Genomic DNA, 20,260 nt, shown 5'->3' on the forward strand with positions numbered 1-20,260 from the left:
GTTCTATCTTAACAGGATTGATCGAACTACGACCAACATCGTAGAACGCACTGTCAAAGAATACATTTATTATTATAACAACATTCGTATTCAAACAAAACTAAACAACCAATCACCGACAAACTATCGGCAATTGGCTGTATAAAGGTGTTTTGATCCCTGTCTCAAAAACGGGGGTCAGTCCCCTCATGGGCTATAGCTCTTTTTTGATTATAACCATTTTTTCGCTTTCTGGGTGTTGGCAAAATGCAGCTTTGTAAATTGGCGTAAAGCATCTTCGCCGTGCAGCTTAATCAGCTTGGCTGCCGCCTTATCGACATGAGAGCCGGCTCCTTTTGGAATGTCAAAGCCTGCTTCTTTTGATAATTTATCCATTTCAATTAAAAAGGCGTATCTTGCGATAATGGAAGCTGCAGCAACTGATAAATGGATGCCTTCCGCTTTTGTACTAAAATACGTACGCTCTCGGATGATCTTTTTCCCCGCAAGGTGCTTGAAATAAATGCCGGGTTCTGCAAATTGGTCAATGAGAATAGCTTCTGGTTTTCCATCCAGTTTTTCTAGCACGGAGGTGATGACTTGGTTATGAAGCAGTGCTTTCATTTTTCCTTGGCTCATGCCCTTTTCCTGCATGGTATTGTACTTTTCATTACGGAGAACGAGAAGACTGAACGGGATGGTTTTGATGAGATCTTTGGCCATGTTGATAATCTGCGGATCCTTTAGTCCTTTTGAGTCTTTAACGCCAAGTTCTTTTATCAGAGCAAGCTGACTGGAATCAACGTAGGCTGCACAGACCGTGATTGGTCCAAAATAATCACCAGTACCCACCTCATCTGATCCAATGACCGACATGGAAGCAATGCCAGACGGTGGGCTGTATTTTGTGGCAGTAGGTATTTTTTCACTTTTCGTTTCAGCCACTTTTAAATGGCTGAACTGACTTGCTTCAGCTTCTGCCTTTTGTCCTTGGAACAGCACTTTTCCAGATTGATATGCTGTAATCGTACAGCCAGGAATCTTTGCTTGAAACAGAGCGCCTGGCGGCAAAGTGTCAGTTAAATGGTGAGCATACACGCTCTTCATCTTCTTTATGTTTTCTGATGTGGCTTTTAAGACGGATTGGGGCACAGTGGATAACTCCTTTTTACCTTGATATCATTGATTTCTAAAGTGTACCATAACAGGGAAGGGCTCGTCTTTCCATTCAATGTCTAAACATGTTATGATAGAGACTAGGATTCTCGTGGAATGGAGGAGAAACGTTGTCTGACGGCGGTAAAACGAAAACAACAGTTGAGATTTACGGACAGTCCTATACGATCATCGGCCAAGAAACGAAGATGCATATGCGACATGTTGCTTCAATTGTTGATGATAAAATGAGAGAAATAAATGGAAAAAACCCATACCTTGATATAAACAAATTAGCTGTACTGACAGCAGTCAATGTCGTCCACGACTACTTGAAATTAAAAGAGCAATACGAAAAACTAGAGATTCAGCTTAAAGAAAAGGAATGAAATAAACATGATCGATATCATCATTTTGTTTTTGCTTCTTATGGGAACGCTTGTCGGTCTAAAACGTGGGTTTATTCTTCAAACTATTAAATTGATTAGCTTTGTTGTTTCTATTTTAGTTGCTTCGATGTTTTATCAGTCACTTGCACCACAACTAACGTGGATTCCAGCACCTGATTTTAGCGGTGGTCAAGCGCAGCTCGCTTTCTTTAGTGGGAATCTAGAAACAGCTTATTATAATACCATTGCGTTTATCATTCTGTTTATCTTGACCAAAATCCTGCTCGCCATCATTGGCGGATTGCTCACAACCATTGCAAGTATACCTGTGATTAAACAGCTTAACAAACTGCTTGGTGGTGTTTTAGGATTTCTTGAAACATATTTATTTGTGTTTATTCTATTGTTTGTCGCTGCATTACTTCCAGTCGATGCGCTGCAAACAATGATAAGCAAATCAATGTTAGCAGATGTGATCGTAGGCAATACCCCTTATCTGTCCAGTCTTGTCAAAGAATTATGGACGACGTATGGCGTTTAAAAACTTCTCCTTTTCTTGGAGAAGTTTTTTCTCATTCCATGATACAAAGTTGTCGGATGAAGGAAAAGTTTGTATATTTATAAAGGAAGATGCCAAAGCGGCTGGAGGATGAGAGATGAATAAAAAAGATATTATCAAACTTCTTGAAACAATAGCAGTATATATGGAGTTAAAAGGAGATAATCCTTTTAAAGTATCTGCCTTTCGAAAAGCAGCAGCGGCACTTGAACAAGATGACCGTAGCCTTTCTCAAATAGATGATCTATTATCATTACCCGGCATTGGTAAAGGAACCTTTGCTGTGATCACAGAGTATATCGAAAAAGGCCAATCAGAGACATTAGAACAATTGAAAAAGGAAGTACCTGAAGGACTTGTCCCGCTATTAAAATTGCCAGGATTAGGCGGGAAAAAGATCGCAAAGCTTTACAAGGAACTTGGTGTGCACGATGCTCAGTCTTTAAAAGTAGCGTGTGAAGCTGAGAAGGTTCAAGTGTTAGCTGGCTTCGGTAAAAAAACAGAAGAAAAACTTCTCGCAGCCCTTGAGGAAGCGGGGAAGCAGCCTGAACGACTGCCGATTGGTTTTGCTTTAGATGTCGCAGAGCGGATTGATCATGTGCTCGAACATATGGAGGAAATCATTCGCTTTTCAAGAGCTGGTAGTTTACGACGTGTACGTGAAACGGTAAAAGATTTAGATTATATCATTGCGACAGATCACCCTAAACAGGTCAGAGAGCAGCTCGTTGCATTTGATCATGTAAAAGACATCATTGCAAGTGGTGATACGAAGGTATCTGTCATTCTTGCACTTGATTTTGAGATCAGTGTGGACTTCCGCCTTGTGACAACAGAGCAATTTGCCACCACATTGCATCATTTCACAGGATCAAAAGATCATAATATTAGAATGCGACAGCTTGCGAAGGAGCGCGGAGAGCGTATTAGTGAATATGGCGTTGAAACGATTGAAACCGGAGAAGTGAAAACATTCGAAGACGAAAGCGCTTTTTATGCCCATTTTCAACTTCCACTCATTCCACCAGAAATTCGTGAAACCGGAGCAGAAATTGATACGTATAAAGAAAGTATGCAATTTGTGGAACTGAAAGATATCAAAGGAGACCTACATATGCACTCGTCATGGAGTGACGGAGCCTTCTCTATTCGTGAAATGGCTGAAGCATGTAGGGCGAAAGGCTATGAATACATGGCCATCACGGATCACTCTCAATACTTAAAAGTGGCAAATGGTTTAACAAAAGAACGTTTGCGTCTACAAGCAAAAGAAATTGAGAAGCTCAATCAGGAATTCGAGCATTTTTACATTTTCAAAGGGGTAGAGATGGATATTTTGCCGGATGGATCGTTAGATTATGATGATGACTTTTTAGCTACCATGGATTTTGTGATTGCTTCTATCCATTCTAGCTTTTCTCAGCCGGAAGAAGTCATAATGAAGCGTCTTGAAAATGCCCTTCAAAATCAGCATGTGGATTTAATTGGACATCCAACAGGGCGTTTAATCGGTAGACGGGATGGCTATTCCTTAAATATCGATCAGCTTATAGAGCTTGCAAAGAAAACAGGCACTGCACTAGAGCTAAATAGCAATCCCTCAAGACTTGATTTGAATACAGAGCATTTAATGAAAGCAAACGAAGTGGGTGTGAACATCATGATCAATACAGATGCCCACAACATCGCTATGTTAGATCATATGGAAATCGGTGTAACAGCTGCAAGAAAGGGCTGGACACCAAAAGCAAATGTCATGAATACATTTTCTCTCAATGAGATGAAAAAGTTTTTAACGCGTGACAGGTAGTCGTTAGGAGGCTGTACAATGCTGCAACAAAAAGTGTTAGCATCATTAGAATTTCAAAAAGTAAAAGAAAAAGTCATGTCCTATACTGCATCGACCTTAGGAAAAGAGAGAGCACAAGATTTAACGCCGCTCACGGAAATAGAAACCATTCAGCACTTGCTGGAAGAGGTAGCAGAAGCACAAGATGTGATCCGGTTAAAGGGATCTGCACCGTTTGGCGGGTTAACGGATATTAGATGTGGAGTCAAACGGGCAGAAATCGGCAGTACATTAAGTCCTTCTGAGCTGATGGAAATCGCAGGACTATTATATGCTGTGAAGAATATGAAGCACTTTCTCGCGTCTATGTATGAAGATGGTGTAGACATACCATGCCTTCAAACATATGCAGAAACGCTCATTTTACTGCCTGAAATCAGAAAAGAAATCGAGAGCTGTATCGGTGATAATGGAGAAGTGCTTGATCATGCAACCCCGGCACTTCGTTCATTACGCATCCAATTACGCTCACTAGAATCAAAAGTACGTGATAAATTAGAATCCATGGTTCGTTCACAATCTGCTTCAAAAATGCTCTCAGACACCATTGTCACCATTCGTAATGATCGTTTTGTCATCCCGGTTAAGCAAGAGTACCGCTCAAATTATGGTGGGATTGTTCATGATCAGTCGTCTTCAGGTGCCACACTTTTTATTGAGCCTCAAGTGGTCGTAGATCTGAATAATACCTTGCAGCAAACCCGTTTAAAAGAAAAGGAAGAGGTCGAAAAGATTCTGCAAATCTTGACAGAAAGCGTGTCAGAGCATATTGATGAACTGCTTCATAATGTAAAAGAACTCCAGACGTTAGATTTCATCTTTGCCAAAGCCAAATATGCAAAGGCAGAAAAAGCAACGAAGCCTTCTGTGAACGAGCAAGGGGAGATTTATTTAAAGCGAGCAAGACATCCTCTATTGCCTCGGGATCAGGTTGTGGCAAATGACATTGAACTTGGTAAGGATTTTTCAACGATCGTGATCACTGGACCAAATACTGGTGGTAAGACCGTCACCTTAAAAACATTGGGGCTCCTTACGCTTATGACGCAGGCAGGCCTTCATATTCCAGTTGAAGAAGGATCAGAAATCGCTGTATTCGACCAAGTCTTTGCCGACATTGGAGACGAACAGTCCATTGAACAAAGCTTGAGTACGTTCTCATCTCATATGGTCAATATTGTGGATATTTTAAAAAATTTGACCTCGAATTCACTTGTGTTATTTGATGAATTAGGGGCAGGAACTGACCCTGCTGAAGGTGCAGCACTTGCGATGAGTATCTTAGATGAAGTTCATCAAACAAATGCGCGCGTCATCGCAACGACACACTACCCTGAGCTGAAGGCATACGGGTATAACCGTGAAGGCGTCACAAATGCAAGTGTAGAGTTTGACATCGAAACCCTATCACCAACGTACCGCTTGCTCATCGGTGTACCTGGACGGAGTAACGCGTTTGAAATCTCCAAACGACTTGGTTTGCCTCACCACCTGATTGATAGAGCAAAAGCGGATATGCATGCAGAGCATAATGAAGTAGATCAAATGATTGCTTCACTAGAAGACAGTAAGAAACAAGCAGAAGAAGAACTGCATGAAACAGAATCTTATAGAAAAGAAGCCGAGAAGCTTCATAAGGAACTGCAAAGACAAATCGTTGAATGGAATGAGCGAAAAGACAAGCTGTTTAAAGAAGCTGAACAAAGAGCGAAAGAAAAGATTGAACAAGCAGCCAAAGAAGCTGAAGACATCATACAAGAGCTCCGTTCCATTAAAAGTGAGCATCGCGTGGTCAAAGAGCATGAACTCATCGATGCGAGAAAGCGTCTTGAAGAAGCTGTCCCTGAGTTTGATCGGAAGAAAAAACCAGAGCCAGCGAAAAAAGCAGCAAGACAGCTAAAGCCAGGCGATGAAGTCAAAGTGCTCACATTTGGACAAAAAGGAACATTGCTCGAACAAACAGGTGACAAAGAATGGAGTGTCCAAATGGGCATTCTGAAAATGAAAGTAAAAGAAAAAGACTTGGAATTTATCAAATCAGCACCGGAATTTAAGCAAGAGAAAGCCATTACGGCGGTCAAAGGGAAAGACTATCATGTATCGCTTGAGCTTGATTTAAGGGGAGAGCGTTATGAGAATGCATTAAGTAGGGTCGAGAAATATTTAGATGATGCCGTATTAGCTGGCTATCCGCGCGTGTCGATTATTCATGGAAAAGGAACGGGCGCCCTAAGAAAAGGAGTCCAGGAATTATTAAAACAGCATCGAAGTGTGAAAAATGCTCGTTTTGGAGAACAGGGCGAGGGAGGATCAGGCGTCACCATCGTCGAATTAAAGTAAAAAGGGAGAAAACGCATGAAAGCCTTTTGGGAAAATGAACTTGTGGAGATCGCTGCCTATTACAGCGTGGCCGTCCTATGTCTTGTCTTATTTCTAACCATTTTTGAACTCGTGACCTCCTATAAAAACTGGGAAGAGATTCAGCGGGGGAACTTAGCGGTTGCTATGGCAACAGGCGGGAAGATCTTTGGGATTGCGAATGTGTTTCAGCATTCTATCGTACAGCATAACTCCCTTCCTCAAATGGTTGGATGGGGCGTTTACGGCTTTATGATGCTGCTTGTCAGTTACTTCATATTTGAATTTTTAACACCAAGATTTAAAGTAGACAAAGAGATTGAGAATGATAATAGAGCGGTTGGGTTTATTTCACTCATTATTTCTGTTGGGCTGTCTTACGTAGTAGCAGCCGGCATATAAGGAGACAACATGGAAAAGCTAGCAAAGGTATTAATCGTGGTTGCCTGCACTTTTGCGGTCATTGGTGCCGTTTACATGTTCCTGTGAAATGAAAATACCATCTTAGAAAGCTGTCAAGGAAAGTCTTGACAGCTTTTATCTCATCAAAGGCGGCGAATCTTGATGAATCAAATCTTACAAAAAGACGAACTAATGAAGCGCATTGAAACTTGTCTAGACATCACGTCTCCAAGACATATATGAACCGTAGACCTTTTTTACCCTCATTCAGTATGAACGAGGAATTGAAGTGCTTCATAAGAGAACAAGAGATGCTGATGAAGTCATTTACTAGATTTTATACATACACATTTACAATGACCCTAGTACCCATAAAAAATGATGGAAAGAGTCAATGAGTCGTTTCGTGTGATCGGGTGGTTATATGAGAAATGGTATTATGAAGGGAAAAGAGAATCTATAGAAATACAGACCAAAAAGTGAAGGTGTACAATTGTGTAGGTCTATTTGAAAAAAGCAAGCTGCCTAAGGAAAAGTTTGCTATAATAAAATAGTATGAAAGTTCAGGAAGGAGGGTTTTTATGCAGTCAGATAAACGATGGCTTCTGCATTACCCAAATCAAATTCCCCACGAACTCACCATCCCAAATGAAACGTTACAATCTTACTTATTCAGCTCCGCAGAGGCAGCACCTGAGCATACAGCCATTCATTTTTTAGGGAAAAACATCTCCTATGAGCAGTTACAGAAAGATGCGTTAAAACTAGCCAATCATCTGATCAAGATTGGCGTGAAAAAAGGCGACCGAGTGGCTATTATGCTACCAAACTGCCCACAATCGGCCATTTCTTATTATGCTGTTTTGATAGCAGGAGGCATTGTTGTTCAAACAAACCCGCTTTATACGGAGAAAGAACTCGCATATCAAATGGAGGATAGCGGTTCAAAGGTGCTGATCACACTCGATCTGCTGTATCCAAAGGCCTATAAAATGAAAGCGTTGACATGTATGGAACACTTGATCATCACCAAACTACAAGATTATTTACCATTCCCGAAAAATATTTTGTTCCCTATTGTTCAACGAAGAAAAAACAAAATGGTCATCCAAGTCGAGAAAAGTGATACCATTCATGACTTCTCACAGGTCATGAAAGAATCATCAGGAGAACGGATTCCGCAGCGATCCTTTCAACCGAAAGAGGATGTCGCTGTTTTACAGTATACAGGTGGAACGACTGGTTTACCGAAAGGGGTCATGCTCACACATGAAAATATACTAGCCAATACAGAAATGTGTGCATCCTGGATGTATAAAACAAATCGGGCAAAAGAACGAATACTTGGCATCATTCCGTTTTTTCATGTGTACGGGATGACCACCGTGCTGAACCTTGCTGTTAAAGAAGGGCATCAAATGATTCTTCTGCCGCGCTTTGATGTGGCTGATACCCTCAAAACCATTGAAAAACAAAAACCGACGTTGTTTCCTGGAGCACCAACGATGTATATTGGCTTGCTCCATCACCCGAACATTGAAGATTATGACCTGTCGTCCATTACGGCTTGTTTAAGCGGCTCGGCGGCTCTTCCTGTTGAAGTCAAACAAAGCTTTGAAAAATTGACAGGAGGACGCTTAGTGGAGGGATATGGTCTTTCAGAAACCTCGCCAGTGACTCATGCCAATTTCTTATGGGGAGTGAACAAAATAGGCAGCATTGGCTGTCCTTGGCCCAATACAGATGCCGGTATTTATTGCGAGGAAACCGGAGGACTCAAGGAGCCATATGAGCACGGAGAAATTATTGTTAAAGGGCCGCAGATCATGAAGGGGTACTGGAATCAGCCAGAGGAGACAGCGGCTGTGTTAAGGGATGGCTGGTTTTTCACCGGAGATATTGGGTATATGGATGAGGACGGTTTTTTCTATATAGTAGACCGGAAAAAAGATGTGATCATTGCGAGTGGCTATAATATTTACCCAAGAGAGGTCGAAGAAGCCCTTTATGAGCATGAGCTTGTACAGGAAGTAGTCGTGGCAGGTATTCCAGACCCGTACCGGGGAGAGACGGTAAAAGCATTTGTTGTCACGAAAAAGGATGCCTATTTAACAGAGGATGAGCTAGATCGTTTTGTCAGAACGCGAATTGCCTCATTTAAAGTGCCGCGTGTCTATGAATTTAAGGAGGCACTGCCTAAAACGGCCGTAGGAAAAATCTTGCGCAGAGTCTTAATTGAAGAAGAAAAAAGAAAGCAATCATCTTTATCTGAAGTGCCTGCCGATCAATCAAAAAAATAACTAGCATCATCCGGTCCACCGGCCGGATGATATGAATTATGCTTGTCTGCTCTGGTATCTTAAAGGTTGAAAAGAAAGAAGAACTTCACTTGACAAATCACTCGTTTCTTTTTAACATAAAGTTATGAATGAATGCTCATTCAATTTAGAAAGGGACGAAGCACATTGAAGCAGAAAAGACCGAAGTACATGCAAATTATTGATGCAGCAGTTGTAGTGATTGCAGAGAATGGCTATCATCAATCGCAAGTTTCAAAGATTGCCAAACAAGCGGGGGTAGCAGACGGAACGATTTATCTCTATTTTAAAAACAAAGAGGATATTCTGATCTCATTATTCAAAGAAAAAATGGGACAATTCATCGAACGGATGGAAACAGATATTCAAAAGAAACCGTCTGCCAAAGAAAAGCTTCTCCTACTGATTCAGGAACACTTTCGCCTGCTTTCGCAAGATCATCATTTGGCCCTTGTGACACAGCTTGAACTCAGGCAGTCAAACCTCGAGCTGCGGCAAAAAATCAATGAGGTGCTGAAAGGGTACTTAAATATGCTCGACTCCATTTTAACAGAGGGAAAGAAAACAGGAGAATTTAAACAAGATCTGGATGTCCGTTTAGCGAGACAAATGGTATTTGGAACGATTGATGAAACCGCTACAACATGGGTCATGAATGATCAAAAGTATGACCTGTCTGCACTTGCAGAAAACGTACATGATCTACTCTTAAACGGAATACACCAATCTTAAAGACAATTGAAAAAGGATGATTGACATGGAAAAGATACTCAGCTTACATTATGAAGGACAGACAGCGCTCATCACGATTCAACATCCACCTGCAAACGCCTTATCTTCTCAGCTTCTCACTGAGCTCGATGACATGTTTGACCAGCTCGAACAAAATGAAGAAGTGCGAGCTATTATCATCCATGGAGAAGGCAGATTCTTCTCAGCGGGTGCTGATATAAAAGAATTTACGACCTTACAGGAAGAGTCTGATTATGCGAGCCTTGCAGACCGAGGACAGCAAGTCTTTGAACGAATTGAGCAATGTCCAAAGCCAGTCATTGCCTCCATTCATGGGGCAGCATTAGGCGGTGGCCTTGAGCTAGCGATGTCCTGTGATATTCGTATCGCAACAAACGATGCGAAGCTTGGGCTACCGGAACTAAACCTCGGCATTATTCCAGGCTTTGGAGGAACGCAGCGTCTACCTCGTTACGTTGGTGCTGCTAAAGCACTTGAAATGATGGGAACAGCTGAACCGATTACAGGAGAAGATGCATTCGCTTGCGGACTTGTTTCAAAGCTTGTAAAAGCAGAGGAAGAGGCGCTGGAAGCAGCCAAAACACTTGCGGCGAAATTTGCAGCGAAAAGCCCAAAAACACTCGAGTATGTGCTTGAGTTATTGAATGCGGCAAAAGTGTATTCATATGATGGCGGAATGAAGCTGGAAGCCAAAAAGTTTGGTGAGGTCTTCCAATCGAATGATGCCAAAGAAGGCATCCAAGCCTTTATCGAAAAGCGCAAACCGAATTTTAAAGGGGAATAAGAGATCAGTACGACACAAGGGGGAGAAATGGATGAATATATTTGTTTTGATGAAGCGTACGTTTGATACGGAAGAGAAAATTTCCATTCAGTCTGGTACCATTCAAGAAGATGGGGCAGAGTTCATTATTAATCCTTATGACGAGTATGCAATAGAAGAAGCGATTCAGCTTCGGGATGAGCACGGGGGAGAAGTAACCGTTGTGACAGTTGGCAGCGAGGATGCGGAGAAACAGCTGAGAACAGCACTTGCTATGGGCTGTGACCAAGCCGTTTTATTAAATGTTGAAGACGACTTGGAGGAGTGGGATCAATATTCAGCTTCTACGATTCTATATCACTATTTCAAGGACAAAGAGGCTTCTTTAATCTTAGCAGGGAATGTGGCGATTGACGGCGGCTCTGGACAGGTTGCCCCGCGTCTTGCTGAATTACTTGGCTTTTCATATGTCACAACGATTACAAGTATTCAAATTGACGGCAACTCCGCTTCAATTGAACGAGATGCAGAGGGTGACATTGAAGTGATTTCTGTCGAGCTCCCGCTTGTGGTCACAGCGCAGCAGGGTCTCAATGAGCCTCGTTATCCATCATTACCAGGTATCATGAAGGCGAAAAAAAAGCCTCTTGAAGAATTGGAACTAGATGATTTAGATCTCGATGAGGACGATGTGCCATATAAAATCAAAACGATTGAACGTTTCTTACCAGAGGAAAAAGAGGGTGGCAAGATGCTGAGCGGTGAGCTTCAGGATCAAGTCAAGGAACTGACAGATCTATTAAGAAATGAAGCAAAAGTGATCTAAACATCCCAGTTTATGATATCACGAGAACAAGGGGGAGCTTGAAAGATGAGTAAAAAAGTTGTTGTACTTGGAGAGAGTCGTGACGGTAAATTAAGAAATGTGACATTTGAAGCGATTGCTGCCGCTCATCAAGTGGCTGATGGCGGTGAGGTGATCGGCGTTTTAATAGGGGATAACGTCAAAGAACAAGCCGATGAGCTGCTTTACTATGGAGCAGATCAAGTCATGATTGTGGAGCATCCACACCTTTCATATTATACGTCAGATGGTTTTGCGCAGGCGCTTCAAGTGATATTAGATCAGGTCAATCCAGATGCAGTGTTTTTTGGTCATACGTCTATCGGAAAAGACTTGTCACCCAAAATAGCAGCACGCCTGCAAACAGGCTTGATTTCAGATGCAATAGATGTAAGCGTTGCCGGAGAACATCTCGTTTTCACGAGACCGATTTATTCAGGAAAAGCCTTTGAAAAAGTCATCTCGACAGATCGTCTTCTTTTGGCGACGATTCGCCCGAACAACTTGACACCGCTGGAACGGGATGCATCACGAAGTGGAGAAGTCATTCCTGTTTCTGTTGATATTCAGAACCTGCGAACGATTGTGAAGGAAGTCATCAAAAAAACGTCAGAAGGTGTAGACCTATCTGAAGCAAAGGTCATTGTCGCTGGAGGGCGAGGGGTCAAGAGTAAGGAAGGCTTTGAACCGCTCACAGAACTTGCCCAAACGCTAGGTGCAGCAGTGGGTGCCTCGCGTGGTGCCTGTGATGCAGACTACTGTGATTATGCCCTGCAAATTGGTCAAACGGGTAAGGTCGTCACACCAGACCTCTATATTGCCTGCGGGATATCAGGGGCAATTCAGCATTTAGCCGGAATGTCTAACAGTAAAGTCATTGTTGCAATTAACAAAGATCCAGAAGCTGAGATCTTCAAAATCGCCGATTACGGGATCATTGGTGACTTGTTTGAAGTGGTTCCACTTTTGAATGAAGAGTTAAAAAAGATGTTTATCCACTCTTAACGCATACACTCAGAATGCCTAGGTATTCTGGGTTTTTTGTATGTCATCATGAAAAAAAGGAGCGGTTAACAAGTGAAGGGAACAGTAAAAGTAAATGAAGTGATCGGACTCATTTCTAATGGAGTGTGCTGCTTCATGGATGGACGGACTCAGTTTGCATTATTATACTGTTCCTGGTACATGGGAGAAGAAAGGTCTGCGACTGATTTTCTAAGGATGAATGGTTTACGACGTTGAAAAAGTCTTATGAGATGGAACAGCTTTCCATGGATCATGGACAGGTCATGGATCTTTATGATCCAGAAAAGAGAATCGGGATGATCATTGATGAATAGGGGACTTGGTATGACCCAGAGCTAGGAACAAATCTTGGGTTTTTGTATTAACAAAACACGAGGAGAGATACCATTTTGCTGTGCCGGTCTTGACCCCTATCTATCGATTTCTAGAAATTTGATGTATGTCGGTTGTGATGATGACAATCCACCTCACCTGAGACATATTCCTATGTTTGATGAAAAGAATGTTGGGGCATCATAAGTTGTAAATGAAGCGGAAAGGGAGTTATGTCATATGTTAAGAACCATTCTGGTGATCATCGGTGCGATTGTTGTCATCGGTGCGATTATAAGGTTTGTTTTTTGATTCATTTCAAAAAAATGATTCGTAAGCATTTCATTCGCAAGTCACATTGGTAGATGCTATACTAAAAAGCATAATTTACATTGGAGGAATGAATAATGGCAATCGTAAAAGCGACTGACGCAACATTTTTACAAGAAACGGCAGAAGGTGTTGTTCTTGCAGATTTTTGGGCACCATGGTGCGGCCCTTGTAAAATGATTGCTCCAGTTCTTGAAGAGCTTGATCAAGAAATGGGCGATAAAATGAAAATTGTAAAAATTGATGTAGACAATAACCAAGAAACTGCTGGTAAATACGGCGTGATGAGTATCCCAACACTTCTTGTTTTAAAAGACGGTGAAGTCGTAGAAACTTCTGTTGGCTTTAAACCAAAAGAAGCACTAGCTGAGCTTGTAAACAAACATCTATAAATCCATTTGTGCCAATTCGGTATGATTACTGAAAGCGGTTCTCGTATAGACGAGAGCCGCTTTTCTTTCACCATGGTATAAAACAAACGTTCGTGATACACTAGAAGGAGTGAAAGAGGAAAACAAGGACGGATGAAAAGATGAACAAACTGATCAAAGAAAAGTTGTCAGTCCTGCCTGATCAACCAGGCTGTTACTTAATGAAAGATAGGCAAAATAAGGTCATTTATGTGGGAAAGGCAAAGGTATTAAAAAATAGGGTACGCTCTTATTTCACTGGCTCTCATGATGCCAAAACGCAGCGGCTTGTTAATGAAATTGTGGACTTTGAATACATTGTGACCTCTTCTAATATTGAGGCGCTTATTTTAGAGCTGAATTTAATCAAAAAATATGACCCACAATACAACGTCATGCTTAAGGATGATAAGACATATCCTTTTATTAAAATTACGAATGAGCGGCATCCTAAGCTGATTGTCACCCGCAATGTGAAAAAGGATAAAGGGCGATACTTCGGTCCATATCCGAACGTACAAGCAGCAAGAGAAACAAAAAAGCTGCTGGACCGTTTATATCCACTAAGAAAATGTGCGACACTTCCTGATCGCGTCTGTCTTTATTACCACCTTGGACAATGTCTTGCACCATGTGTGTATGATATTTCTGAAGAAACGAATAAGCAGCTCGTGGATGAAATCACAAGGTTTCTAAACGGAGGGCATCAGCAAATTAAGAAAGAACTAACTGAGAAGATGCAAGAAGCGGCTGAACAATTAGAGTTTGAGCGGGCAAAGGAATTAAGAGATCAAATCGTATACATCGACTCAACGATGGAAAAGCAGAAAATGACGATGAGTGACTTATCCGATCGCGATGTATTTGCCTATGCCTATGATAAGGGCTGGATGTGTGTCCAAGTCTTCTTCATCAGACAGGGGAAATTAATTGAGCGCGATGTCAGTCTGTTCCCAATGTATCAAGACCCTGAAGAAGAATTCCTAACGTTTATGGGGCAGTTTTATGAAAAGAACAACCATTTTATTCCAAAGGAAATTTTAGTGCCAGACAGCGTAGATCAAGAGATGCTCGAGCAATTGCTTGAAACGAATGTTCACCAGCCGAAAAAAGGAAAGAAAAAGGATTTGCTTTTACTTGCACATCAAAATGCCAAAATCGCTCTCAAAGAAAAATTCTCGCTCATAGAGCGTGATGAAGAACGGACAATTGGGGCGGTAAAGCAGCTCGGCGATGCACTCAATATTTATATGCCATACCGGATTGAGGCATTTGATAACTCAAATATTCAAGGTGCAGACCCAGTTTCCGCTATGGTTGTGTTTCAGGACGGGAAACCGTATAAAAAGGAATATCGAAAATACAAAATTAAAACCGTCGCAGGGCCAGATGATTATGCATCCATGCGCGAAGTCATCAGAAGACGATATACTCGCGTGTTAAAGGATGAGCTGCCGCTTCCAGATTTAATTTTAATTGATGGAGGAAAAGGACAGATCAACGCAGCCATAGATGTGCTCGAAAATGAATTGAATTTGTCTGTTCCAGTAGCAGGTCTTGTGAAAGATGAAAAACACCGGACATCGAATCTCATGATGGGTGATACACTTAAAATTGTTGCGCTAGAGCGTAACAGTCAGGCCTTTTATTTATTACACCGTATTCAAGATGAAGTGCACCGGATTGCCATTAGCTTTCACCGGCAGCTGCGCAGAAAAAATGCATTCCAGTCTATTTTAGATGATGTACCAGGTATCGGAGAAAAGCGTAAAAAGCAGCTGCTCAAACATTTTGGCTCTGTGAAAAAGATGAAGGAAGCTTCTGTCCAAGATTTTCAGGAGGCTGGCATTCCGAAACAAACGGCCAAACTTTTAATGGAAGCATTAAAAAAATAGATTGTACTTTTTCCAATAGTCTGTTAAAATGTCACTAATTTAATAAATGAACGTGTTGTTTGTTGAAGATAGAGGTGCGAACTTCAAAAGTAGGCCGTCAGAGATCGATGGGATCTAGGAAGAGGGCTGAAAGGGGAGCGTCGCCGAAGTGAATAAAATCCACTCATTTTATTCGCTGGCTGTACATTGAAGAAATGTAGGGCTGTCAAGAATTTATTTCTTGGAGGGCTATCTCATTGTTTGCATCTTTTGATGATGATTTCAAAGCAATGGGAGATCTGTTCTCTCATTGCTTTTTTGTTTGCAGTGAGTGGGCAGTCTCCAAAGCCGCTTCTTGCCTCTTCTCTTACACGTGATCTTTTGAAAAAGGGTGGTTAGACATGGGACTAATTGTACAAAAATTTGGCGGAACATCCGTTGGATCGACAGAAAAAATTCGCAGAGCCGCAGAGAGAGTGATCGCTGCACGCAAGGCAGGACATGATGTGGTCGTGGTTGTGTCAGCAATGGGCAAATCAACTGATGTTCTAGTGGACCTAGCGAGAGAACTCACAGATGATCCAAGCAAAAGAGAAATGGATATGCTGCTAACGACTGGGGAGCAAGTGACCATTTCGTTATTGGCAATGGCACTGCAAGCAAAAGGCTATGATGCCATTTCCTTTACAGGCTGGCAGGCTGGTATGAAAACAGAGAAGGTGTACGGAAATGCAAGAATCGTGGACATCGATGAAGCAAGAATCCAAGAAGAACTGAGTGCGGGAAAAGTCGTTGTAGTAGCAGGCTTTCAAGGGATTGCAGATGATCTACATATTACAACTCTTGGCCGTGGTGGTTCAGATACGACGGCTGTGGCACTTGCTGCTGCACTCAAAGCCAACAAATGTGATATTTACACGGACGTATCAGGTGTGTTTACGACAGATCCGCGTTATGTGCCGTCTGCGCGAAAACTTGCAGGTATTTCATACGATGAGATGCTCGAGCTAGCCAATTTAGGGGCTGGCGTCTTGCATCCGAGAGCCGTAGAGTTTGCGAAAAATTATCAAGTCCCACTAGAAGTCCGTTCTAGTATTGAATATGAAACGGGTACGTTAATTGAGGAGGAATCATCCGTGGAACAAAATTTAGTCGTAAGAGGAATTGCATTTGAAGATCAGATCACACGTGTGACGGTGTGCGGCCTTTCAAGCGGTTTAACAACATTGTCGACCATTTTTACGACGCTTGCTAAGCAAAATATCAACGTTGATATCATCATTCAGTCCGTCACAAGCACAAATCAAACTTCCATCTCTTTCTCTGTGAAAACGGATGATTTGTCCAAAACAGTTGAAGTATTAGAAGAATATAAAGGGGCACTTGGCTATGAGCAGATTGAGACAGAAAGCAAATTAGCCAAAGTATCCATCGTTGGGTCGGGTATGGTCTCAAATCCAGGCGTAGCTGCTGAAATGTTCGCTGTGTTAGCTGAAAAAGACATTCTAGTGAAAATGGTCAGTACGTCTGAAATCAAAGTCTCAACAGTGGTAGGCCGTGATGATATGGTCAAAGCGGTTGAAGCCCTGCATGATGCGTTTGATCTATCAAAAGTAAGTGTAGCTGCGCACTCTTAAAAAAATAAAAAGAGGTGTATTTCATGAAAGAGTGCACCTCTTTTTTATATTTGAATTGGCCGCATATCAAGAAAGTAAAACGTGCGTAAACCCATTCTCTAAATGTGCTATGATAGAAGAAGGCTTATAAAAAAGGCGTGACCTAAAGTCCTCGCCTTTCATAAGTAGTGTTAGCTAGGGTCTCTTAAATCCCATTTAACGGTTAAAATGACTTTATCAGCACGCTTTTTCACTTGTTCATAGGATTCAGCAACGTGCTGATTGAGAAGCTGAATCTGTTCAGCAATAAAACCTGCTTCTATTTGAAAGCACGGCTCCTTTTGATAGGTGAGTCGATTCGATACTAGTGAACCTTCGAGCTCAAACTCAATTTCCTGTTTTTTAGAATGGACCATAGTGAGTGTCCCCCATCCGGCATCATGGAAAAATTCGGGGATCTTCTCCCATGACTCTTGAGGAAATTTACGAGCAAGCAGCTTACCCGCAAAATACATCATAGATGAATGATCCTTACCAAGAATGTCAGGCAGCAGAACTTCGCGTATCAGCTCGTAAGCAAATCCATTGACTTCAATTTCTTTTAGCTGTTCTAATTGAGATTCGAATTTATTCATTGGCGGCTCCCCTCTTTCAACAATTTATTATAGCTTATGTTGGCATATGATGACAGAGTTTTCCCTGAAGTCTAAGAAATTCTTATTGTAGTAAAACGAATTTTGATTTAAAACTTTTAAATTTCGGAAAATATTAATTTATGTACGCGGTTTCTTGACGCTTTTTTGACATAGGAGTAAAATGAAATTGTCAATAAATTTGAATAAAGTGCTTACATTTGAAAGAAGCGGGGGTAAGACAATTTTCAAGCAATTGCACTTTTTACTAGGGGGTAAAGTAATGTCGGGGAACAAAGAATTTTTTTATCGGAGATTGCATTCTTTGCTTGGCGTCATTCCGGTCGGTCTATTTTTAGTACAGCACTTAGTGATTAACCATTTTGCGACGAACGGACCAGAGGCGTTTAACAAAGCTGCACACTTTATGGAACAGCTTCCATTCAGATATGCACTTGAGCTGTTCGTGATTTTCTTACCACTGATCTATCATGCTGTTTATGGGGTGTATATAGCCTTTACGGCACAAAACAACACGTCTCGCTTCAGTTACTTAAGAAACTGGTTGTTCAGACTGCAAAGGATTACAGGTATCATTACATTGGTTTTTGTCACTTGGCACGTATGGGAAACAAGAATTCAAGCGCAGCTTGGGGCTGAAGTAAACTATGACATGATGGCGAATATTTTAAGCTCTCCATTTATGCTAGGCTTCTATATTGTCGGCATTTTATCTACTATTTTCCACTTTGCTAATGGCTTGTGGTCATTTGCTGTCAGCTGGGGAATTACCGTTTCACCACGCTCACAAAGAATCTCCACATATGTGACATTAGGTATATTTATAGCGCTTTCATATGTAGGGCTAAGAGCAATTTTCGCTTTTGTTTAAGAGGAAATAGATTAGTAGAAGAGGGAGAGGGGCTACAATGAGTAATTCTAGCATCATCGTTGTCGGAGGCGGCTTAGCTGGTCTCATGGCAACTATAAAAGCAGCAGAAGCGGGAACAGCTGTTAAACTATTTTCAATCGTACCTGTGAAACGTTCACATTCTGTATGTGCACAGGGAGGAATTAACGGCGCGGTGAATACAAAAGGTGAAGGGGATTCACCTTATGAGCATTTTGATGATACGGTATATGGCGGAGATTTCTTAGCTAACCAGCCACCAGTAAAGGCAATGTGTGAAGCAGCGCCGTCCATTATCCACTTACTTGATCGTATGGGTGTCATGTTTAACAGAACACCAGAAGGATTACTGGACTTCCGCCGCTTCGGTGGAACACAGCACCATCGTACAGCATTTGCTGGTGCCACAACGGGTCAGCAGCTATTATATGCACTGGATGAGCAGGTTCGTCGCTATGAAGTAGCAGGACTTGTAACGAAATATGAAGGCTGGGAATTCCTTGGCGCTGTTTTAGATGACGGGGAAGTATGCCGAGGCATTGTCGCGCAAAACCTGACGACAATGGAAATTGAATCCTTCCGTTCAGATGCAGTCATCATGGCAACAGGCGGTCCTGGAATCGTATTTGGTAAATCAACGAACTCCATGATTAATACCGGATCAGCGGCATCAATCGTTTATCAGCAAGGTGCTCATTATGCAAATGGAGAATTCATTCAAATTCACCCAACAGCCATCCCAGGAGATGACAAGCTTCGTCTCATGAGTGAATCGGCTCGTGGTGAAGGCGGACGAGTTTGGACATATAAAGACGGGAAGCCTTGGTACTTCCTTGAAGAAAAATACCCAGCATACGGGAACCTTGTACCACGTGACATCGCAACGCGTGAAATTTTCGACGTATGTGTCGTGCAAAAGCTTGGTATCAACGGAGAAAACATGGTATACCTGGATCTTTCTCATAAAGATCCAAAAGAGCTTGATATTAAGCTTGGCGGAATCATTGAAATCTATGAAAAATTCATGGGTGATGACCCGCGTAAGCTTCCGATGAAAATTTTCCCTGCTGTTCATTACTCGATGGGCGGATTATGGGTCGATTATGATCAAATGACCAATATCAAAGGCTTGTTCGCTGCTGGAGAATGTGATTACTCTATGCATGGAGGAAACAGACTTGGCGCAAACTCCTTGCTTTCTGCGATTTACGGCGGAATGGTCGCTGGACCAAATGCAGTGAAGTACATTAGCAGTCTTGAAAAGTCTGCGGAAGACCTATCTTCTGCAACATTTGACAGCGCCGTGAAGAAAGAGCAGGAGAAATGGGACAACATTCTCAGCATGGATGGGACAGAAAATGCATACGTTCTTCATAAAGAGCTTGGAGAATGGATGACGGATAACGTCACAGTGGTTCGTTACAATGACAAACTCTTAAAAACAGATCAGAAGATTGAAGAACTGATGGAGCGCTATAAGCATATCAACATCAACGATACAGCATCATGGAGCAACCAAGGCGCTGCGTTTACCCGTCAGCTTGACAACATGCTTCAGCTAGCAAGAGTCATTACGATCGGGGCATACAACCGGAATGAAAGCCGAGGCGCACACTATAAACCGGAATTCCCAGAAAGAAACGACGATGAATTCCTAAAAACAACGATGGCTACGTTCAAAGGGAAGAATCAAAAACCAGCATTCCACTATGAGGACGTCGATGTATCGTTAATTGCACCTCGTAAACGAGATTACTCGAAGAAAAAGGTGGAGAAATAAG

Annotated in this window: 18 protein-coding genes, 1 pseudogene and 1 riboswitch; of the genes and pseudogenes, 17 read left to right on the top strand and 2 right to left on the bottom strand. The window is 41.9% G+C overall.

The window, feature by feature from the left end; translation table 11 throughout:
- Window positions 1-145: IS3 family transposase (locus tag LC033_RS12740; RefSeq protein WP_226569065.1), on the top strand; the 145-nt coding region annotated here is incomplete at its 5' end.
- 65 nt (window positions 146-210) lie between these two features.
- Here the strand turns inward: LC033_RS12740 and rnhC are convergent.
- Window positions 211-1,131: a ribonuclease HIII gene (gene rnhC, locus LC033_RS12745; protein ID WP_226568998.1), complete on the bottom strand. Its 921-nt coding sequence runs from the start codon at window positions 1,129-1,131 to the stop codon at window positions 211-213.
- Window positions 1,132-1,265: 134 nt separating this feature from the next.
- Between rnhC and zapA the strand changes: the two genes are divergently transcribed.
- From zapA to LC033_RS12820, 14 genes and pseudogenes are all read left to right on the top strand, one after another.
- On the top strand, window positions 1,266-1,523 hold the full coding sequence (gene zapA, locus LC033_RS12750; RefSeq protein WP_226569000.1) for a cell division protein ZapA: 258 nt from the start codon (window positions 1,266-1,268) through the stop codon (window positions 1,521-1,523).
- A 7-nt stretch (window positions 1,524-1,530) separates the two neighbouring features.
- Window positions 1,531-2,064, top strand: a complete 534-nt coding sequence (locus LC033_RS12755; protein WP_226569002.1) for a CvpA family protein — start codon at window positions 1,531-1,533, stop codon at window positions 2,062-2,064.
- Between the two features lie 115 nt (window positions 2,065-2,179).
- Entirely contained in the window at window positions 2,180-3,892 is a 1,713-nt protein-coding gene (polX, locus tag LC033_RS12760; protein WP_226569004.1) for a DNA polymerase/3'-5' exonuclease PolX, read from the top strand.
- Between the two features lie 21 nt (window positions 3,893-3,913).
- On the top strand, window positions 3,914-6,271 hold the full coding sequence (locus LC033_RS12765) for an endonuclease MutS2 (protein ID WP_226569067.1): 2,358 nt from the start codon (window positions 3,914-3,916) through the stop codon (window positions 6,269-6,271).
- A gap of 15 nt (window positions 6,272-6,286) precedes the next feature.
- Entirely contained in the window at window positions 6,287-6,691 is a 405-nt protein-coding gene (locus LC033_RS12770; RefSeq protein WP_226569007.1) for a DUF350 domain-containing protein, read from the top strand.
- Between the two features lie 581 nt (window positions 6,692-7,272).
- On the top strand, window positions 7,273-8,991 hold the full coding sequence (locus tag LC033_RS12780; RefSeq protein ID WP_226569009.1) for an AMP-binding protein: 1,719 nt from the start codon (window positions 7,273-7,275) through the stop codon (window positions 8,989-8,991).
- Window positions 8,992-9,156: 165 nt separating this feature from the next.
- The gene (gene fadR, locus LC033_RS12785; RefSeq protein ID WP_226569011.1) at window positions 9,157-9,741 is read left to right on the top strand and encodes a fatty acid metabolism transcriptional regulator FadR; all 585 of its coding nucleotides are present in this window, start codon (window positions 9,157-9,159) and stop codon (window positions 9,739-9,741) included.
- Window positions 9,742-9,766: 25 nt separating this feature from the next.
- Window positions 9,767-10,546, top strand: coding sequence for an enoyl-CoA hydratase (locus LC033_RS12790; RefSeq protein WP_226569013.1), 780 nt, complete (start codon window positions 9,767-9,769; stop codon window positions 10,544-10,546).
- A 31-nt stretch (window positions 10,547-10,577) separates the two neighbouring features.
- Window positions 10,578-11,351 (top strand): electron transfer flavoprotein subunit beta/FixA family protein, encoded by a 774-nt coding sequence (locus LC033_RS12795; RefSeq protein WP_226569015.1) that lies wholly within the window; start codon window positions 10,578-10,580, stop codon window positions 11,349-11,351.
- A gap of 45 nt (window positions 11,352-11,396) precedes the next feature.
- Entirely contained in the window at window positions 11,397-12,374 is a 978-nt protein-coding gene (locus tag LC033_RS12800; RefSeq protein ID WP_226569017.1) for an electron transfer flavoprotein subunit alpha/FixB family protein, read from the top strand.
- Between the two features lie 115 nt (window positions 12,375-12,489).
- A pseudogene (locus LC033_RS12805) lies at window positions 12,490-12,757 on the top strand (alpha-N-arabinofuranosidase); the annotation flags it as partial.
- 357 nt (window positions 12,758-13,114) lie between these two features.
- A complete protein-coding gene (gene trxA, locus LC033_RS12810; protein WP_226569019.1) occupies window positions 13,115-13,429 on the top strand; it encodes a thioredoxin in 315 nt (104 codons plus the stop codon).
- A 140-nt stretch (window positions 13,430-13,569) separates the two neighbouring features.
- Window positions 13,570-15,342 carry an excinuclease ABC subunit UvrC gene (gene uvrC, locus LC033_RS12815; protein ID WP_226569022.1) on the top strand — a complete coding sequence of 591 codons (1,773 nt, stop codon included), beginning with the start codon at window positions 13,570-13,572 and terminating at the stop codon, window positions 15,340-15,342.
- Window positions 15,343-15,403: 61 nt separating this feature from the next.
- Window positions 15,404-15,581: riboswitch (Lysine riboswitch) on the top strand.
- 141 nt (window positions 15,582-15,722) lie between these two features.
- On the top strand, window positions 15,723-16,958 hold the full coding sequence (locus tag LC033_RS12820; RefSeq protein ID WP_226569024.1) for an aspartate kinase: 1,236 nt from the start codon (window positions 15,723-15,725) through the stop codon (window positions 16,956-16,958).
- A 170-nt stretch (window positions 16,959-17,128) separates the two neighbouring features.
- On the opposite strand, the gene LC033_RS12825 is transcribed toward LC033_RS12820, so the two are convergent.
- Window positions 17,129-17,572, bottom strand: a complete 444-nt coding sequence (locus LC033_RS12825) for a YslB family protein (RefSeq protein ID WP_226569026.1) — start codon at window positions 17,570-17,572, stop codon at window positions 17,129-17,131.
- Window positions 17,573-17,852: 280 nt separating this feature from the next.
- Between LC033_RS12825 and LC033_RS12830 the strand changes: the two genes are divergently transcribed.
- Entirely contained in the window at window positions 17,853-18,461 is a 609-nt protein-coding gene (locus LC033_RS12830) for a succinate dehydrogenase cytochrome b558 subunit (RefSeq protein WP_226569028.1), read from the top strand.
- Window positions 18,462-18,498: 37 nt separating this feature from the next.
- Window positions 18,499-20,259 carry a succinate dehydrogenase flavoprotein subunit gene (gene sdhA / locus LC033_RS12835; protein ID WP_226569031.1) on the top strand — a complete coding sequence of 587 codons (1,761 nt, stop codon included), beginning with the start codon at window positions 18,499-18,501 and terminating at the stop codon, window positions 20,257-20,259.
- Window position 20,260 lies beyond the last annotated feature (1 nt).

Source organism: Bacillus stratosphericus, from assembly GCF_020524495.1.
GTDB lineage: Bacteria > Bacillota > Bacilli > Bacillales > Bacillaceae > Bacillus > Bacillus stratosphericus_B.